The organism is Saprospiraceae bacterium, from assembly GCA_016715965.1.
Classification (GTDB): Bacteria; Bacteroidota; Bacteroidia; order Chitinophagales; family Saprospiraceae; genus Vicinibacter.
Genome location: JADJXG010000001.1, coordinates 2,046,615 through 2,063,178, shown reverse-complemented (window position 1 = coordinate 2,063,178; position 16,564 = coordinate 2,046,615). Strand labels below are relative to the sequence as shown.

At 40.4% G+C, this 16,564-nt stretch carries 13 protein-coding genes; 4 read left to right on the top strand and 9 right to left on the bottom strand.

Annotated elements, in window-relative coordinates; translation table 11 throughout:
• Positions 1-180: a hypothetical protein gene (locus IPM48_07800; GenBank protein ID MBK9271486.1), complete on the top strand. Its 180-nt coding sequence runs from the start codon at positions 1-3 to the stop codon at positions 178-180.
• On the opposite strand, the gene IPM48_07795 is transcribed toward IPM48_07800, so the two are convergent.
• From IPM48_07795 to IPM48_07770, 6 genes are all read right to left on the bottom strand, one after another.
• Positions 171-1,613, bottom strand: coding sequence for an Eco57I restriction-modification methylase domain-containing protein (locus IPM48_07795; GenBank protein MBK9271485.1), 1,443 nt, complete (start codon positions 1,611-1,613; stop codon positions 171-173). The two genes, IPM48_07800 and IPM48_07795, sit on opposite strands and share 10 nt — an antisense overlap.
• Complete coding sequence (locus tag IPM48_07790) at positions 1,594-2,265, bottom strand: SAM-dependent DNA methyltransferase (protein MBK9271484.1); 672 nt, start codon at positions 2,263-2,265, stop codon at positions 1,594-1,596. The genes IPM48_07795 and IPM48_07790 overlap by 20 nt, the downstream gene beginning before the upstream one ends.
• Before the next feature lie 7 nt (positions 2,266-2,272).
• Positions 2,273-3,202: a 5'-nucleotidase gene (locus IPM48_07785; protein ID MBK9271483.1), complete on the bottom strand. Its 930-nt coding sequence runs from the start codon at positions 3,200-3,202 to the stop codon at positions 2,273-2,275.
• A 244-nt stretch (positions 3,203-3,446) separates the two neighbouring features.
• Positions 3,447-3,641, bottom strand: coding sequence for a hypothetical protein (locus IPM48_07780; protein ID MBK9271482.1), 195 nt, complete (start codon positions 3,639-3,641; stop codon positions 3,447-3,449).
• Positions 3,642-3,795: 154 nt separating this feature from the next.
• The gene (locus IPM48_07775; protein MBK9271481.1) at positions 3,796-5,283 is read right to left on the bottom strand and encodes a DUF4394 domain-containing protein; all 1,488 of its coding nucleotides are present in this window, start codon (positions 5,281-5,283) and stop codon (positions 3,796-3,798) included.
• 903 nt (positions 5,284-6,186) lie between these two features.
• A complete protein-coding gene (locus IPM48_07770) occupies positions 6,187-9,564 on the bottom strand; it encodes a methylmalonyl-CoA mutase family protein (GenBank protein MBK9271480.1) in 3,378 nt (1,125 codons plus the stop codon).
• Positions 9,565-11,933: 2,369 nt separating this feature from the next.
• Here IPM48_07770 and IPM48_07765 point away from each other — a divergent pair.
• Genes IPM48_07765 through IPM48_07755 form a run of 3 tightly spaced genes read left to right on the top strand, consistent with a single transcriptional unit; the run spans position 11,934 to position 13,116 of the window.
• The gene (locus tag IPM48_07765) at positions 11,934-12,227 is read left to right on the top strand and encodes a hypothetical protein (protein MBK9271479.1); all 294 of its coding nucleotides are present in this window, start codon (positions 11,934-11,936) and stop codon (positions 12,225-12,227) included.
• A gap of 5 nt (positions 12,228-12,232) precedes the next feature.
• On the top strand, positions 12,233-12,655 hold the full coding sequence (locus IPM48_07760) for an SRPBCC family protein (GenBank protein MBK9271478.1): 423 nt from the start codon (positions 12,233-12,235) through the stop codon (positions 12,653-12,655).
• A gap of 2 nt (positions 12,656-12,657) precedes the next feature.
• Positions 12,658-13,116 carry an SRPBCC domain-containing protein gene (locus tag IPM48_07755; GenBank protein ID MBK9271477.1) on the top strand — a complete coding sequence of 153 codons (459 nt, stop codon included), beginning with the start codon at positions 12,658-12,660 and terminating at the stop codon, positions 13,114-13,116.
• 13 nt (positions 13,117-13,129) lie between these two features.
• Here the strand turns inward: IPM48_07755 and IPM48_07750 are convergent, their stop codons facing one another.
• The 3 genes from IPM48_07750 to IPM48_07740 all read right to left on the bottom strand — a co-directional run bounded on the left by IPM48_07750 (position 13,130) and on the right by IPM48_07740 (position 16,449).
• Positions 13,130-14,161 (bottom strand): hypothetical protein, encoded by a 1,032-nt coding sequence (locus IPM48_07750; GenBank protein MBK9271476.1) that lies wholly within the window; start codon positions 14,159-14,161, stop codon positions 13,130-13,132.
• A gap of 71 nt (positions 14,162-14,232) precedes the next feature.
• Positions 14,233-15,342 carry an aminopeptidase gene (locus IPM48_07745; GenBank protein ID MBK9271475.1) on the bottom strand — a complete coding sequence of 370 codons (1,110 nt, stop codon included), beginning with the start codon at positions 15,340-15,342 and terminating at the stop codon, positions 14,233-14,235.
• A 99-nt stretch (positions 15,343-15,441) separates the two neighbouring features.
• Positions 15,442-16,449 (bottom strand): isoaspartyl peptidase/L-asparaginase, encoded by a 1,008-nt coding sequence (locus IPM48_07740; protein MBK9271474.1) that lies wholly within the window; start codon positions 16,447-16,449, stop codon positions 15,442-15,444.
• Positions 16,450-16,564 lie beyond the last annotated feature (115 nt).

Sequence of the window (16,564 nt, the reverse complement as noted above, 5' to 3'; positions counted from 1 at the left end):
ATGAATAGAGTAATTCAACGCGTAAACGTCAACAAACTAAATTGTGGAGTAAATGTCAAGAGTTCCGAAGGAACTAGCCTCGCTCTTGACTTTTACGGAACAATTGTTACTTTTGTTGGAGCGTTGGATTATTCTTTTTTATCGCCAACTGTCAGATTAAGTCTAGGTTATTACACATAAACACCTCTCCTTGCCTCTTGAGTTATTTTTTTTAATGACACCATGAAATGAAAAAACTTGGTCTGAATGTAAGAAAGTACATTTGACATAGTTTTTTCGGAATTAAAAGGTCCGATTACAAGATAAGTTTCACTTGTGCATGAAGGATTTTCAGGTATGAATGGTTTAATTGCATCAGTTTTGCTATCACCTGTTCCAACAGCTTTTGCGACTAACAACTTATTTTGATTTAGCCATTCTGTATTTTTCTTCACGTAGTTTTTATCTATGTAACCAACACCGTCCTTTCGCCAACCGTTATAATAAAACTTAATGGCTCCTTCAAATGGTGTATGCTTATATTTGGGTTTTACTCTCTTCATACTACCCTCTACTCTCACGTCAAATCCAAATGGGTCATTTGCACTAACAAATTCTGAAAAACTACCTTCATTTTTTAATTGTACTTTTTTCAAGATAGGAATTGCCTCATTATACCTAATAAATGTAGTTGCTCCCTTTTCAAGTAAAAACCTTGTTGCCTCAGAAATAATAGAATCGCCGGAATGGGTACACACTTTGCAAAGACCTTCATTATCCCTATCCCACAAGAAATAATTTACTCCTCCCTTTATATCAACTCCAGGAAAACAGTCTCTCGCATCCTGAAAATCATGAATTACTCTAATTCTTTTATCTCGAAGCATTCTCTCTCTAAACTCGGTAAGTTCACCGATCCTACCTCCAGCGAACCATCTCGCAGGAATAATCATAGAAATATATCTTGGATTTAGCTTAATTGCTTGTTCTACAAATTTGTGATAGATTGGTTTTGCGCTTGCACCAAACCCACCATCACTTAACTGATAGGGTGGATTTCCAACGATAACGTCAAATTTCATATTGAATATTTTTTCAAGGTTGCTTGTCCCGCTGGATGCGGGATCAAAGTGAATAAAATTGTAAGCGTAAGTTTCAAGAGCATCATCGCGATCGTACACTTCCTGGCTAGCACCGCAATAGCTGCATTTGCCATTGGTCCAGGTATGTTGCATTCGTTGGTAATGAATGTTGCCCTGTTCTGAGGCAAACGTTTCGCAAATGGAGTATTTCCCATTGGCCGTCCTGGAGCAATACACGCTTCTCCGGCTCAATAAGCTGGTCAGTTCAGTGATGGCAATACCATACAACTGTTGGCTGAAAATGTGGTTAATGCGTTCCTGCTTGTCGGGTATCTGGGTTTCCAATCCTTTCATCAGTCGTTTTGCCATTTCACGCAAGAATACACCACTTTTAGAAACCGGGTCTAAAAACCTGGCGTTTGGGTTGCTCCACAGTTCAGCGGGTAGTAAGTCTAAAATGTCGTTCGCCAAACTCGGTGGCGTAAACACTTCGTCATTGCTCAAATTGGCAAGGCAGGAGAGTACGTCCGGGTTATAGTTTGTTTGTATCATCTTCGCCAAGTTTTAAGTAATGAATAAGTGGAAAATCTAAAATTGGTTCATCAAACAACTTTGGTTGATCATTTTCATCAAAAAGTGTTCGCGTGTAAGTCTTCTCGACTAAAAATTTAAAAATGTAGTCCCTTCTTTTAAGAATATTTTGATCTATGAAACTCCATTCAGAAAAGACAATAGCTTGTTTGCTTACAGGATTGGTAAAGTCCAAAGCATCACCCCAAAGTATGTTTCTGCTCAATAAAAACCGAACAGAACGAATACACTCATTTTTTACCTGTTTGAAAACATTAGAATACCAATCGGTGTAAATACCTAACAAACGATCTCTACATTCCTGAGCGTTGTCTTCCAAAATGTCCACTCCGTAAATACTCGACACAGCAATAATGGAATAGAATTCCCATTCAGTTTGACTTTTTTTATACCGTCTGTCAACTACTGCTAATTTTCGTCTTAATACCTCCGCTAAAAAGTTTCCGTTACCGCAAGCTGGTTCCAAGAAACGGGAGTCAATGCGTTCCGTTTCGTTTTTCACCAAATCGAGCATAGCGTTTACTTCACGTTGGTTAGTAAATACTTCACCGTGATCGGCAACCCTTCTTTTAGATTTTACCTGCTCGGTTCTGTTTAGCTCTGTCTCATTCATTGAGTTCCTAATGTATGTCTGGATTTTTTAGCAATGAATCAGATCTGTACAATACCTTGCCAGTAGGAACGAATTGGCTTGAACTGTCTAAATGAGCATCCTGGTCGTCAAAAAAGATGTGAGCGCCAAAAGCCTTTAACACCTTGTCCTTAGATAATCCACCCATAAAATAAGCTTCATCTGCATATACTCCCCAGTGACGAAGGGTTTTAATTACCCTCATGTGGCTAGGTGCATTTCTTGCGGTAACAATGGCGATTCTTAAAGGACTTAGTTCAATGGTCATGGGTAAATGTACTTGAATTTTCGAAAGTTTCCTTAATAATTCCGCAAAGGGTCCATCTTCAAGAGGAACATCTTCGTTTTCCTCTTCGTGCTTATGAAATGCATCAATTCCCTTTTCTTGATAGATTTGTTCAGACTCATCTGAGAATACTACTGCATCTGCGTCAAAAGCAAATTTTACCCGGTTGGTTTCGGGATTGAAATTTTGTGGCGGACTGTAAAGGAGTGCGGCAGCACAATTGGTATGATCCAACACCCACTTTACGTCCTTCTCGTCCCTGGAAAGAAACAGATCAACATCATAAGCATCAATAAAGGGTGCTAAATCCTCTCCTCCTGAAAAAGCCGTTCTGGTAATTGGCAATTGGTGTTGTTTGATTGATTTCAAAACTCTCACGCCTGTCTCGGGGCTGTTTCTGGACATTACAACCACCTCGATAATGGGTTTAGTAGCCTGCTTATTGAGCTGTAATAGACTTTGAATCAAAGGAAAAGCGGTTCCAGGGCTTAGGATTTCATTTTCCTTTTCAAGTTGATATTTTCTAAATTCTTTGATACCCTGACTTTTGAATACTCCATTTTCCTCCTCCAAGTCAAACAATGCCCTTGAAGAAACACCCACAACTAAAATTTCAGAAAAGTCAACTGGCATTTGAATTTATTAAGATGAAATGTTTTCAAATCAGACCACAATATTTATCACAGGGTGGGCAAAATTAATAGATTCTACTGGATTTTAGTAATAGTAATTTAAGAGAACAAAGCAGATGGCTCATTTGATATACAGGTATTCATTTAATCTTCAAATCACAGCAAAGTGTATTGACATTCCGCTATAAATTACCCACAATTGATAGAAATCTTGTCATTCATGATTAGTTCCAAGTAAATATCTACTATTTGGATAAAATTAACTCGTGAATAAGGTCAGAATACCAAATTGCACCAACATCAAATACATCTCTTTTAGTGATTATCATATCATCAAACTCCATTACCTGACTTGTTCTATATGGTGCTCCAGAAAAAACTCCCAAAAACAAAACAAATTTGCCTGTTGCAATCATTGGTTTTCCTTTTGATATGATCACTTCCTTTGGTTTTGAAATTATTAAACTCCCCTAAGATCCAGGAAACAATTTACAATCGATTAGAAAATAAGGAAATCCATTATATGGCAAAAAAAAAAAATACTGCCCTAAGATATAGGACAGTATTTTTATAATATAAATATTAAAAATCCAATCAAAAACCCGTTCCCAGACTAAATCCCTTCACTGAACTTGGAAAGATAATCGGACTGGATGCTACACCACTCGAAATATTGATGGTATATAAATTCGTGGTTCCCCCAACGGTAGCAACCAAATAGCAATTATTGGATCTACTCCCTATATCGAAACCATTATCGCTATTAAGATCGATACCCAGATTTCCTATTTCCACCAGGGTTCCATTGTTTGGTGGATTTTGGATGTATAATTTATCGGAAATGTGGTCCACCACAAGAAGGGATGTCGCAGTGGATCCGGCAAAATTATTGGTGTAGGCTGCGGCAGTAACCATGGGTAAACCGGGATTTAAATTACCATCCACGCTTGCCACGGTGCCATCGATGGGGTTTAATCTTAAATTTTGTCCAAGATTGCTTACCACCCGAATACGATCTACGGTAGGATTAAAATCAAAAGCAAAATCAGTGCCCAGTAAGAGGGTGCTGAATATGCCTGTACCAACCTGTGTAGCTGCTCCGGATGAGAGGTTGATGGTATACAATCTGCTGCTACTGCCTAAAGCATACAACTGACCATTTAAAGGTCTGAAATCAATACCAAGTACATTTTCACCAACTTGCAAACCGGTAATTGCTTTAGTTGTAATCCCTGCACTAATTGCAGAAGGGTTAAACATGATTAGATTATTGCCGGCATCGGTTGCGTAAGCAATTGGATCGGTTGAAATGGCAATATCCAAAATAGGCTCTGAAACCGAGCCTATTTTAGAAGCCTTGCCTGTGGATAAATCTAAAATAAAAAAATTACTTTCGGCTGCCATCAAGGCAACATTGCCAGGAGAAATATCAAACGCTGCCTGTCCGGTAAAGCTGATACCCAAGCTTCCCACTTCTACGAGAGTTCCGTTGTTGGGTGGAATTTGTGTGTATAATTTACCAGAACTTTGATCGATATCATATAATATCGTAGAAGCAGCTCCTGCTTTGCTATTGGTATAGGCTATTCCTGTTATCACCGGAGAGGCCCCTCCATTGATGGCACCATCGGTAGCTGCCACTGCAGCTGTTTCCGGATTCAAGCGCAAATTTTGTCCGGCAGAAGTAACCAGGCGTAATCTATCAACTGTGGGATTAAAATCAATGGACACAATTTGACCTTTGATCGCTGGAGTAAGCGGGCCTGAACCCACGGTCCTGGCTTTTCCATCGGTTTGATTAATGATGTACAATTTACTTGAGTCACTTATGGCGTACAATTCACCGGTTGAAGGTCTAAAGTCAATGCTCAATAATTTTTCTCCTGATACCAATCCGCTGATTGCGATTTTGCTTAAGGCGCTTGCAGGATTTTTTGCGTTAAATTGGATCAATTGATTGGATGCATTAATGGCATAAACGATTTGGTCCGGGCCAGGAGTTAATGTCTCAGATGGATCTTCCTTAGTGCATGATACAATGGCTAAAATGGCCGCAAACAGAAATAAATGAAATTTTTCCATAATGGTTGTTTAATCTGTACTTACGATTGGAAATCTACTTTGGATTTATTTTTAATCAATAATTTTAATTACAAATCAAAATTCATTGATTTATAACAGGATACATTTATTCCTCTACTTGATTCTATGAGCCAAATTACCCATGATTAAGATGACCTGCCTATGTTTAAAATCCTTCAAGTTTAAGCTTACTGAAAGAAAAGAGGCTAACTTGACAGGACACTGAATTATGCCCTTGTGGGTATGCTCACGTAGACAACAATTAATGTTACCGATCGCAGGAGCGCGTGTTGCCCTCGCTAAATTGTGCCTTTGTGGCACAATGATTATTTCGAATGTACTCGCAAAGCAATCCACTTTCTGGCGCTTTTGGCCAACTGCATGCCACGCGCAGGAGCGCGTGGTGCCCTCGCTAAATTGTGCCTTTGTGGCACAATAATTATTTCGAATGTACTCGCAAAGCAATCCTCTTTCTGGCGCTTTTGTCCAACTGCATGCCACGCGCAGGAGCGCGTGGTGCCCTCGCTAAATTGTGTCTTTGTGGCACAATGATTATTTCGAATGTACTCGCAAAGCAATCCTCTTTCTGGCGCTTTTGTCCAACTGCATGCCACGCGCAGGAGCGCGTGGTGCCCTCGCTAAATTGTGCCTTTGTGGCACAATAATTATTTCGAATGTACTCGCAAAGCAATCCTCTTTCTGGCGCTTTTGTCCAACTGCATGCCACGCGCAGGAGCGCGTAGTGCCCTCGCTAAATTGTGCCTTTGTGGGAATGCCCGTGTAACTTCTGTTACTGTTGCCGATCTCCTTAAGTAGGAATTTGAGATTTCGGTTGCGCTTACGCGTGCCCTCACTTCTCATGCTGTCGCATTCGAGTCCAGCTTTCAGCTGGACATCGTTCGGTTACATATTCCTCCTGTACTTTCCTCCAACCGCATAAAGCGCTTGTGTGATTTGTCCGAGAGAACAGGATTTGGTGGCCACCATCAAATGTTCAAACATGTTTTGATGGTGGATGGCGGCATCCTGCAAATTTTTTAAAGCGGATTTGGATTTTTCAAGATTCGCAGATTTTAAATGATTTAAAGCGTTTATCTGATCCTTCTTTTCTTCTTCGGTTGCACGTATAACTTCTTTCGGAATAATGGTGGGAGATCCATCTTTGGATAGAAATGTATTGACTCCTATGATGGGATATTCTCCTGTGTGTTTGAGTGTCTCGTAATAAAGACTTTCCTCCTGTATTTTACTGCGCTGATACATGGTCTCCATAGCTCCCAACACGCCTCCTCTTTCTGAAATGCGATCAAATTCTGATAGTACGGCTTCCTCCACCAAATCGGTCAATTCTTCGATGATGAAAGCACCCTGCAAGGGGTTTTCATTTTTGGCAAGCCCCAGCTCATTGTTGATGATCAATTGGATGGCCATGGCTCTGCGCACAGATTCCTCCGTAGGCGTTGTGATGGCTTCATCATACGCATTGGTGTGAAGTGAATTGCAATTGTCGTAAATGGCGTACAAGGCCTGCAGGGTAGTCCTGATGTCATTGAACGAAATCTCTTGAGCATGAAGCGATCTCCCCGAGGTCTGTATATGGTATTTGAGCATCTGGGATCGCTCGTTGGCTTTGTATTTATGCTTCATGGCTTTGGCCCAGATTCTGCGGGCGACCCTGCCGATCACTGCATATTCAGGATCTACCCCATTCGAAAAGAAAAAAGAAAGATTGGGTGCAAAATCATCAATGTGCATTCCTCTTGACAAATAATATTCGACAAAAGTAAATCCGTTGGAAAGCGTAAACGCCAATTGAGAAATTGGATTGGCGCCGGCTTCGGCAATATGATACCCACTGATGGAAACAGAATAAAAATTTCGTACTCCATTCTGAATAAAATATTCCTGAACGTCTCCCATCAGTTTCAGAGAAAACTCGGTGCTAAAAATGCAGGTATTCTGTGCCTGATCTTCTTTGAGGATATCCGCCTGTACGGTTCCTCTTACAGACTTTAATGCTTTCGACTTCATCTTCTGATAGTCCGTTGCATCAAGAACTTCGTCTCCCGTCAAACCCAATAGCATCAGGCCCAATCCATTGTTACCGGCCGGTAATTCTCCTACGTACTGTGGTCTTGGCAATCCACGGTCATCGAATTTTGTTTTAAGCGCTTGCTCTACTCTGGATTCAAGTTTATTCTCTTTGATAAAAATTTCGCATTGCTGATCGATGGCTGCGTTCATAAAAAATGCACAGATAGTGGCAGCAGGGCCGTTGATCGTCATACTCACAGAAGTTCGCGGATCGCAGAGATCAAAACCACTGTATAGTTTTTTAGCATCGTCCAGACTACAAATGCTCACTCCGCTATTGCCAACTTTGCCATAAATGTCCGGCCTGTAATCCGGATCTTCTCCGTACAGAGTCACAGAATCAAAAGCCGTACTCAGTCGATTGGCGGGCATGTCGATGCTCACATAATGAAACCTGCGGTTGGTGCGCTCAGGTCCTCCCTCGCCTGCAAACATCCGCGTTGGATCTTCCTCTTTTCTCTTAAATGGATAAACTCCCGCTGTATAGGGAAATTCTCCCGGCACGTTTTCCTGCAAAGACCACTTTAAAACATCCCTCAAAGAATGATATTGTGGCAACATCACCCGCGGTATTTTGGTTTGAGAAAGGGATTGGGTAAAAGTGGGTACCCTAACTTCCTTGTCCCTGACTTTGTAAATAAATTCATCCGCAGAATAAGCATTCTTCTTTGAAGCCCATGATTGTAGAATTTCCCTTGAACTACCGTCTAGTTTGTTCTCCATTTCCTGCGCAGTTTGCTTCAATTTTTCTTTGCTGACAGTATCAGTTACAAGATTCTCAGCATCCTTCAAAGACTGCCATTTACCGGCTACTTCTGACTGTTCTTCTACCCATCGGTCATAATTCCTATTGTTGTCCGAGATCTCAGATAAATAACGCGTACGGGAAGGAGGAATGATGAAAATTTTTTCAGATTCACCAATGGGTAAATCTAACTTTGATTGAAGTGAGGTACCCGCTTTTTCGTTGAGTTTTTGGATCAAGGTTTTGTATAGCAGGTTTGTTCCCGGATCATTAAACTGGGAAGCGATGGTCCCAAAAACCGGCATGTCTTCCGGCGACTGATTCCATGCTTGCTTGTTGCGCTGATATTGTTTCTTGACATCGCGAATGGCATCTTGAGCACCGCGCTTGTCAAACTTGTTGATGGCGATGATGTCGGCAAAATCCAGCATGTCAATTTTTTCCAATTGGGTGGCCGCGCCATATTCCGGCGTCATTACATACAAAGAAAGATTGCTGAAATCAACAATTTCTGTATCACTCTGACCGATTCCTGATGTTTCGAGAACGATCAGGTCAAACCCTGCGCATTTCAAAATTCTCAGGGCATTGCGAATATGAGGAGACAATGCCAAATTGCTCTGACGAGTTGCCAATGATCTCATAAACACCCTTCCACGATGAAATTCAGGATGCAGTGCATTCATTCTGATCCTGTCTCCCAGCAAGGCTCCTCCTGTTTTTCTCTTGGAGGGATCGACCGAGAGAATGGCCATGTTTTTATCTTCAAAATCCAATACAAACCGCCGGATCAACTCATCCACCAAACTGGATTTACCAGCTCCGCCTGTTCCGGTGATTCCTAAAACTGGGATATTTTTTGTAGCCGATTTTTTCTCGATAACTGAGAGAATGGTCTCCGCTTGTTCTGGAAAATTTTCGATGGCAGAAATGAGACGTGCCACAGCCCTCAGATCTCCTTTTTCGATGGCTTTTAATTCTCCATTAAGAGAATCACCCGTCTGGAAATCGCATTGCTGGAGCAGATCATTGATCATACCCTGCAATCCCATTTGACGACCGTCATCAGGACTGTAAATTCTGCTAATTCCATATTGGTGCAGGTCTGCAATTTCGGTTGGAAGGATGGTTCCTCCACCTCCACCAAATATTTTAATATGTCCGCAGCCTCTTTCCTTTAGCAAATCAAAAATGTATTTGAAATACTCATTGTGCCCACCTTGATAGGAAGTAATGGCAATACCCTGCACATCTTCCTGGATCGCTGCTTCCACGATTTCCAGCGCTGAGCGGTTGTGACCAAGATGGATGATCTCTGCACCACTGCTTTGCATGATCCTGCGCATGATGTTGATGGCGGCGTCATGTCCGTCAAATAGTGATGCCGCGGTAAGAATTCTGATCTTGTGCTTGGCTTGATATGCGATACTTGCCTGAATCATCGGGTTTGATTTAAAGGCCAAAGTTAATCAAATGGATTTGTTTGCCCAATGGTCGCAGCTATGAAAGATAAACCCTGTACATATTTTATTGGCTTAAAATTAGATACAAATTAGTGTAAAATGATATTTATTTAGGTTTTGACAATATCAATGCTCAGTTTTTAAATCTATGGGTAAATGAAAGCTTGTACAGCTACAACATAAACCAAAGAGTTGGAGTATATTTGGGAATACATAATTGATAATACACTTTGCGCAACTTTGCGCTTTCCTTTGCGAGCTCTGCGGTGAAGAATAAAAACCGCAAAGAACGCTAAGAAGATAGGTGAAATCAAAAGAAACAACACTATTAAGATCTGGTAATTTTAATTTGTGTAAAACGAATCCACAATAGAAGATAAACTTTGCGCAACTTTGCGCTTTCCTTTGCGAGCTCTGCGGTGAAGAATAAAAACCGCAAAGAACGCTAAGATCTTCGCAAAGGACGCTAAGAAAATTGGTGAAATCAAAGGAAACAACACTAATAAGATATGGTAAATTTAATTTGTGTAAAACGAATCCACAATAGAAGATAAACTTTGCGCAACTTTGCGCTTTCCTTTGCGAGCTCTGCGGTGAAGAAAAAAAACCGCAAAGGACGCTAAGAAAATTGGTGAAATCAAAGGAAACAACACTATTAAGATCTGGTAATTTTAATTTGTATAAAACGAATCCACAATAGAAGATAAACTTTACGAAACTTTGCGCTTTCCTTTGCGAGCTCTGCGGTGAAGAATAAAAACCGCAAAGAACGCTAAGAAAATAGGTGAAATCAAAGGAAACAACACTATTAAGATCTGGTAATTTTAATTTGTGTAAAACGAATCCACAATAGAAGATAAACTTTGCGCAACTTTGCGCTTTCCTTTGCGATCTCTGCGGTGAAGAATAAAAACCGCAAAGGACGCTAAGATCTTCGCAAAGAACGCTAAGAAAATAGTTGAATTCAAAGGAACCAACACTATTAAGAACTGGTAATTTTAATTTGTGTAAAACGAATGGAATATAGAATAGAAACATAGAGCAACTTTGCGCTTTCCTTTGCGAGCTCTGCGGTGAAGAATTAAAACCGCAAAGGACGCTAAGATCTTCGCAAAGAACGCTAAGAAAATAGTTGAATTCAAAGGAAACAACACTAATAAGATATGGTAATTTTGATTTGTGTAAAACAAATCCACAATAGAAGATAAACTTTGTAAAACTCTGCGCTTTCCTTTGCGAGCTCTGCGGTGAAGAATAAAAACCGCAAAGGACGCTAAGATCTTCGCAAAGAACGCTAAGAAAATAGGTGAAATCAAAGGGAACAACACTAATAAGATATGGTAAATTTAATCTGTGTAAAAAGAATCCACAATAGAAGATAAACTTTGTAAAACTCTGCGCTTTCCTTTGCGAGCTCTGCGGTGAAGAATTAAAACCGCATAGAACGCTAAGAAAATAGTTGAATTCAAAGGAAACAACACTATTAAGATCTGGTAATTTTATTTTGTGTAAAACGAATGGAATATAGAATAGAAACATAGAGCAACTTTGCGCTTTCCTTTGCGAGCTCTGCGGTGAAGAATAAAAACCGCAAAGAACGCAAAGAAAATAGGTGAAATCAAAGGAAACAACACTAACAAGATCTGGTAAATTTAATCTGTGTAAAAAGAATCCACAATAGAAGATAAACTTTGTAAAACTCTGCGCTTTCCTTTGCGAGCTCTGCGGTGAAGAATAAAAACCGCAAAGAACGCTAAGATCTTCGCAAAGGACGCTAAGAAAATTGGTGAAATCAAAGGAAACAACACTAATAAGATATGGTAAATTTAATTTGTGTAAAACGAATCCACAATAGAAGATAAACTTTGCGCAACTTTGCGCTTTCCTTTGCGAGCTCTGCGGTGAAGAAAAAAAACCGCAAAGGACGCTAAGAAAATTGGTGAAATCAAAGGAAACAACACTATTAAGATCTGGTAATTTTAATTTGTATAAAACGAATCCACAATAGAAGATAAACTTTACGAAACTTTGCGCTTTCCTTTGCGAGCTCTGCGGTGAAGAATAAAAACCGCAAAGAACGCTAAGAAAATAGGTGAAATCAAAGGAAACAACACTATTAAGATCTGGTAATTTTAATTTGTGTAAAACGAATCCACAATAGAAGATAAACTTTGCGCAACTTTGCGCTTTCCTTTGCGATCTCTGCGGTGAAGAATAAAAACCGCAATGAGCGCTAAGATTTACGCAAAAGATACAGTCTCCACCGACAAGAATTCAAAAGAGTATTGTTGAAATATGAAATCTATATTTACCTTTGTCCAACCAAGCATTGGTAATAACTTGATCAAATGCCTCCAACTAATCAAACATTTCGTATCTGTCCGCAAGGACACCGCTATTTTAAAAGTACGGATTGTCCGAGTTGTCCCATTTGTGAGGAGTCCCGAAAGCCCAAGGATCAATTTTTATCGGTACTGAGTGCACCCGCACGCAGGGCTCTTGAATCGGAAAAAATTTTTACCACAGAACAATTGTCCAATTACAGTGAACAAGATTTGCTAAAATTGCACGGATTTGGACCGGGTTCATTGCCAAAATTAAGAAAATTGTTATTTGATAAAGGACTTCAATTTAAATCCTAAAATAAATGGAAACAACAAAAATTAAGATAGAAGCATTGATTGCCGCGGACCTTCAAAAAGTATGGGACTGTTACACGCAACCAAATCACATTACCCAATGGAACTTCGCCACAGACAGTTGGTGTTGCCCGAAAGCTGAAAATGATCTAAGGCCAGGCGGTAAATACAGCGCCAGAATGGAAGCCAAAGATGGAAGCTTTGGTTTTGATTTTGAAGCCATCTATGATGAGCTGATTCCACTCAAGAAAATTGCTTATACTTTGACCGATGGCAGAAAAGTAAATACCAGTTTTGAAATAACCGATGGCCAATGCAAAATATCCACGATATTTGATGCGGAAACTGTAAATTCAATTGAATTACAAAAACAAGGCTGGCAAGCCATACTGGATAATTTTAAAAAATATACTGAATCCACCTCCTTTTAATTATGAAAAAAATACAATACTCCATAAAAATAAACGCCCCTGCTTCTAAAGTTTTTAACACGATGTTGGGGCTCGATCAAATTGAAAGTTACCAACAATGGACTTCGATCTTTAATCCAACTTCCACTTATGAAGGCGAATGGAGCAAGGGATCCAAAATGTATTTTATTGGCTACGGTGAAAACGGAGAACGCGGAGGAATGGTCTCAGAAATAGCAGAATGCGAACCCCATCGTTTTGTGTCCATCCGACACTATGGTGTGTTGAACGGAGAAAAGGAAATCACGGAAGGCCCGGATGTTGAAAAATGGGCCGGAGGTCTGGAAAATTATACATTAGAAGAAAACAACGGAGTCACCTCTGTAATTGTTGACATTGACATTACGGAAGAATACATGGATTATTTTAATGAAACCTGGCCAAAAGCTTTGCAAAAACTAAAGGAGATTTCAGAAAATTAAATGGCTTTTATTTCTATTGATTTCTCAACCATGTAAAAGCCTCTTCCATCGCTTCACTCATGTGATTTTTAACAGACAAAACATTTGCTTGACCATCGGTGATAAACTCATTGAAGCCATGGTCGTAAGGGTAATGGATGTATTTCAAATTTTTCTTGCCATCTAAAACGGAACGCAGATAAATATAATCCAATCCCAATGGAGATGTATTTTGGTCTTTTGTACAAGAGACAAAATAAACCGGAATATTTGTTCTCAATAAAGATTCGATGGGTTCCTCTGAACAAAAACTCGACCATCTCAAATAGCTATGACCATACCAAGATTTTTCGGTATTGAGCGGATCGTTTTTGATGTCAGCGAAAACCTGATGAAGTGAATCAATGTTGCGGCGAGCATCTTCCTCGCTGATGACTCCATTCAAGGCATCCATCCGGTTTTGAATGATAAAATCAAAAAACTGGGTAAAGCCATTTCCGACCATTAAAATGGCATGCGTAATGGATTTGTTGACTGAGATCAATTTACTGCCTACCTGAAATCCTTCTGAAAAACCAAGAATGGCAATCTTTCGTTTGTCAACTTTCCATTTTTTCAATGCATCTTTCAGCACCAAATCTGCTGCGTTGACCCTCCAATCCAAAGACAGTCGACGGGTGTATTCATCCGGAGTGGGATACAGTGGATGATTGGATTCGGGATCCCTGCTTACACTGTCAGCAAAAGGAATTCCGGGTTTGCTGATAAACAACAAATGATACTCTTCCGCCAATTTTTTATAATCAAATGGAATGGTACTGCCCGTTCCTCTTTCCATCATTTGAAACATTGGATAAGCACCTGAACCATCTAAATACAGGAGCACCGGCTTTATTTTTTTTTCTCCTTTGGTGAAATGGTAATAATTGATTTCTCCCCATTTTTTATGGTGCAGACTCAATTTTTCAAATCCAAGTTTGTCAGGAGTCAGTTGTGCATTTCCAATTCTGCATCCAAAAAAGAACAAGCAAATTAAAGGCAGAATTCTCTGCAATATCGATGCCATCTTAAAAATTTAATTGCAAAAATAGAATACCAAATTGAGTGCAGCAGGATCAATCCCCGATCGCATTAAAATTAAATGCCCAACTTATTTCGAATCTCTTTTGGAATGGCATTTTTGTGGACCATCACCGACATGGTTTTGTTTCTAAAATAAGCTTTGGATGCATACAAATATCCGCCGGTATTTTTGTTGGCAGAAGTACCCCAGGAATTTTTTACTGCAAAATAGTCTGTTCCTTTTTGATCCTTGACGATTCCTACGATATGCATACCGTGATCGTCAGTGGTAGCCAAATGATCAAATCCTGATTGTCTCTCTTCCTGAGTGACATACTTTTCAGGATGTGGGGCCTTCCAAATGCTGTCGCGTTGAGCCTCCTCCATGTCTTCCCAGGCCTGATGCGGATTAATGGCCAATCCGTTTTTGGCAGAGAATGTTTTTTCGCTGACATCAGTAGCCCACAATACACTGTATCCTGTGCGAATGGCATTTTCAACGGTATTCATCAATTCGTCCAACGTAATGTTGTAGAACATACCATTGGACCAATTGTCCGACATTTCAAGTATAAAGGGTTTGTAAAATGGATGGTGATTGAAAGAAGTAAGAGGAATATAATCCTCCGCATTTAATCCAAGAGATGCATAGAAACTTTGTGGAGTATGGGTTTTCCCCTGATAGAAAAAATTGGCAGGAGGTGTTCCAAAATAACCATCAACAGCGCCCTGATAGGCTTTGCGCCAATTGGGATGCAACTTTCCATCCGGATTTTTGACAATGGCTTCCACCATGGCCTTTAAGACCGCTTCTACTTCTCCGTGAATGGGTTTGTCCTGACCCATTGGAAATCCAGAATAAATGGATTGGGGGACTAAGCCATACTCTCGAATGATATTAAAAACATCGTGGTTCTCAGCACCTTGACCAAAGGCAGTGGCTCCCTGGCGGCGAACATAATTTTCTCCTTTTTCAAGGTAGCCTGCGCGAGCGATGTACATCTCACTCAGATCGTGTTCACCTTTGCCCATTCTGATCAGCTCGGATTCCAAAAAGGAGTGGGTGGAATAAATCCAGCAGGTTCCGCTCTTAAATTGGTTCTGAACAGGGGTGCGTTCCAGCATTTTGACGGGAGTAAATTCGTAATGATTGATTTTAAATGGCTGATCTTGAGCAATGCCCATGCAAAATAAATGCCCACAAAGGACCAGAGAAAAGAGCAGTTTTTTCATTGTTTTTAATTTTAGGCAAAGGTAATACGAAAAGCTTCGTAATTAAATTTTTTAATGAAAAATTTTTACCTCCCTTTGACCTTTTCTTGTACAGGCTCTGTACATACCCTCGGTATTGAAGGCCATTTCGATGTTGCCTTTTTGGTCCACTGCAATGAGGCCACCTTCTCCTCCGATGTTTTTTAGTTTCAGGTGGATGATTTCATGCACTGCTTCAGCCAAATGCTTGTCCTGATATTTCATTCTGGCGGCCAGATCATAAGCCACCACATTCCGGATAAAGTATTCTCCATGTCCCGTGCATGATACAGCCACTACTTCGTTTTCTGCATAAGTTCCTGCACCAATAATGGGTGCATCGCCCAACCTACCCCACTTTTTATTGGTCATCCCTCCGGTAGAAGTTCCGGCAGCCAGATTTCCTTTCTGATCCAGTGCAACACAACCTACTGTACCAAATTTTGAATCTGATCTCGCTTGTTTCATCCCAAGTGCATCCAGGCTATCTTTCGCTTCCGCTTCAAGAGCCTTGTTCCAGGATTGTTTTCGGAATTCTGTGTCAAACCATTCATTGGGTACGGTGTCCATTCCATTTCCCAGCGCAAAGGACTCAGCACCTCGACCCATTAAAAATACATGTGGACTTTTCTCCAGGACCATTCTTGCCAGGCGAATTGGATTTTTGATCGTCTTGACTCCGCCGACCGCACCCGCCTTACCTGTCTGACCATCCATGATGCTTGCATCCAATTCATGTTCGCCTTTGTTGTTAAATACTGCTCCCTTTCCTGCATTAAACAATGGATTATCTTCCAGATAAACAATAACCTGTTCCACAGCATTCATTGCCGTCCCGCCTTCTTTCAGAATATTTTCACCGATGTCTAAGGCAGTGTTCAGTGCTGTGATATATTCTTTTTCTTTCTCCGAACTCATTTCTGCACGAAGGATGGTGCCGGCACCTCCATGAATGGCGATGGAGTAGTCATGTATTTGTATTTCTTTCTTACAAGATGGAAGAAGAACTAAAAATAAAAGGTATATCCAAAAAGATTGCATCGTCTGAACAAAGTGATTCATGTTTTTGCAGTTTCAATCAAAAGTAAGGGATCTTCTCGAATTCCTCAATGCACAAAAAAGGGCCGCCTGAACAGGCAGCCCTTTGAATAACTTT

Bases quoted from the DNA above. Each gene is read 5' to 3' on its own strand.
- IPM48_07800 (MBK9271486.1), top strand. From the start codon at position 1: ATGAATAGAGTAATTCAACGCGTAAACGTCAACAAACTAAATTGTGGA.
- IPM48_07795 (MBK9271485.1), bottom strand. From the start codon at position 1,613: ATGATACAAACAAACTATAACCCGGACGTACTCTCCTGCCTTGCCAAT.
- IPM48_07790 (MBK9271484.1), bottom strand. From the start codon at position 2,265: ATGAATGAGACAGAGCTAAACAGAACCGAGCAGGTAAAATCTAAAAGA.
- IPM48_07785 (MBK9271483.1), bottom strand. From the start codon at position 3,202: ATGCCAGTTGACTTTTCTGAAATTTTAGTTGTGGGTGTTTCTTCAAGG.
- IPM48_07775 (MBK9271481.1), bottom strand. From the start codon at position 5,283: ATGGAAAAATTTCATTTATTTCTGTTTGCGGCCATTTTAGCCATTGTA.
- IPM48_07770 (MBK9271480.1), bottom strand. From the start codon at position 9,564: ATGATTCAGGCAAGTATCGCATATCAAGCCAAGCACAAGATCAGAATT.
- IPM48_07765 (MBK9271479.1), top strand. From the start codon at position 11,934: ATGCCTCCAACTAATCAAACATTTCGTATCTGTCCGCAAGGACACCGC.
- IPM48_07760 (MBK9271478.1), top strand. From the start codon at position 12,233: ATGGAAACAACAAAAATTAAGATAGAAGCATTGATTGCCGCGGACCTT.
- IPM48_07755 (MBK9271477.1), top strand. From the start codon at position 12,658: ATGAAAAAAATACAATACTCCATAAAAATAAACGCCCCTGCTTCTAAA.
- IPM48_07750 (MBK9271476.1), bottom strand. From the start codon at position 14,161: ATGGCATCGATATTGCAGAGAATTCTGCCTTTAATTTGCTTGTTCTTT.
- IPM48_07745 (MBK9271475.1), bottom strand. From the start codon at position 15,342: ATGGGCATTGCTCAAGATCAGCCATTTAAAATCAATCATTACGAATTT.
- IPM48_07740 (MBK9271474.1), bottom strand. From the start codon at position 16,449: ATGCAATCTTTTTGGATATACCTTTTATTTTTAGTTCTTCTTCCATCT.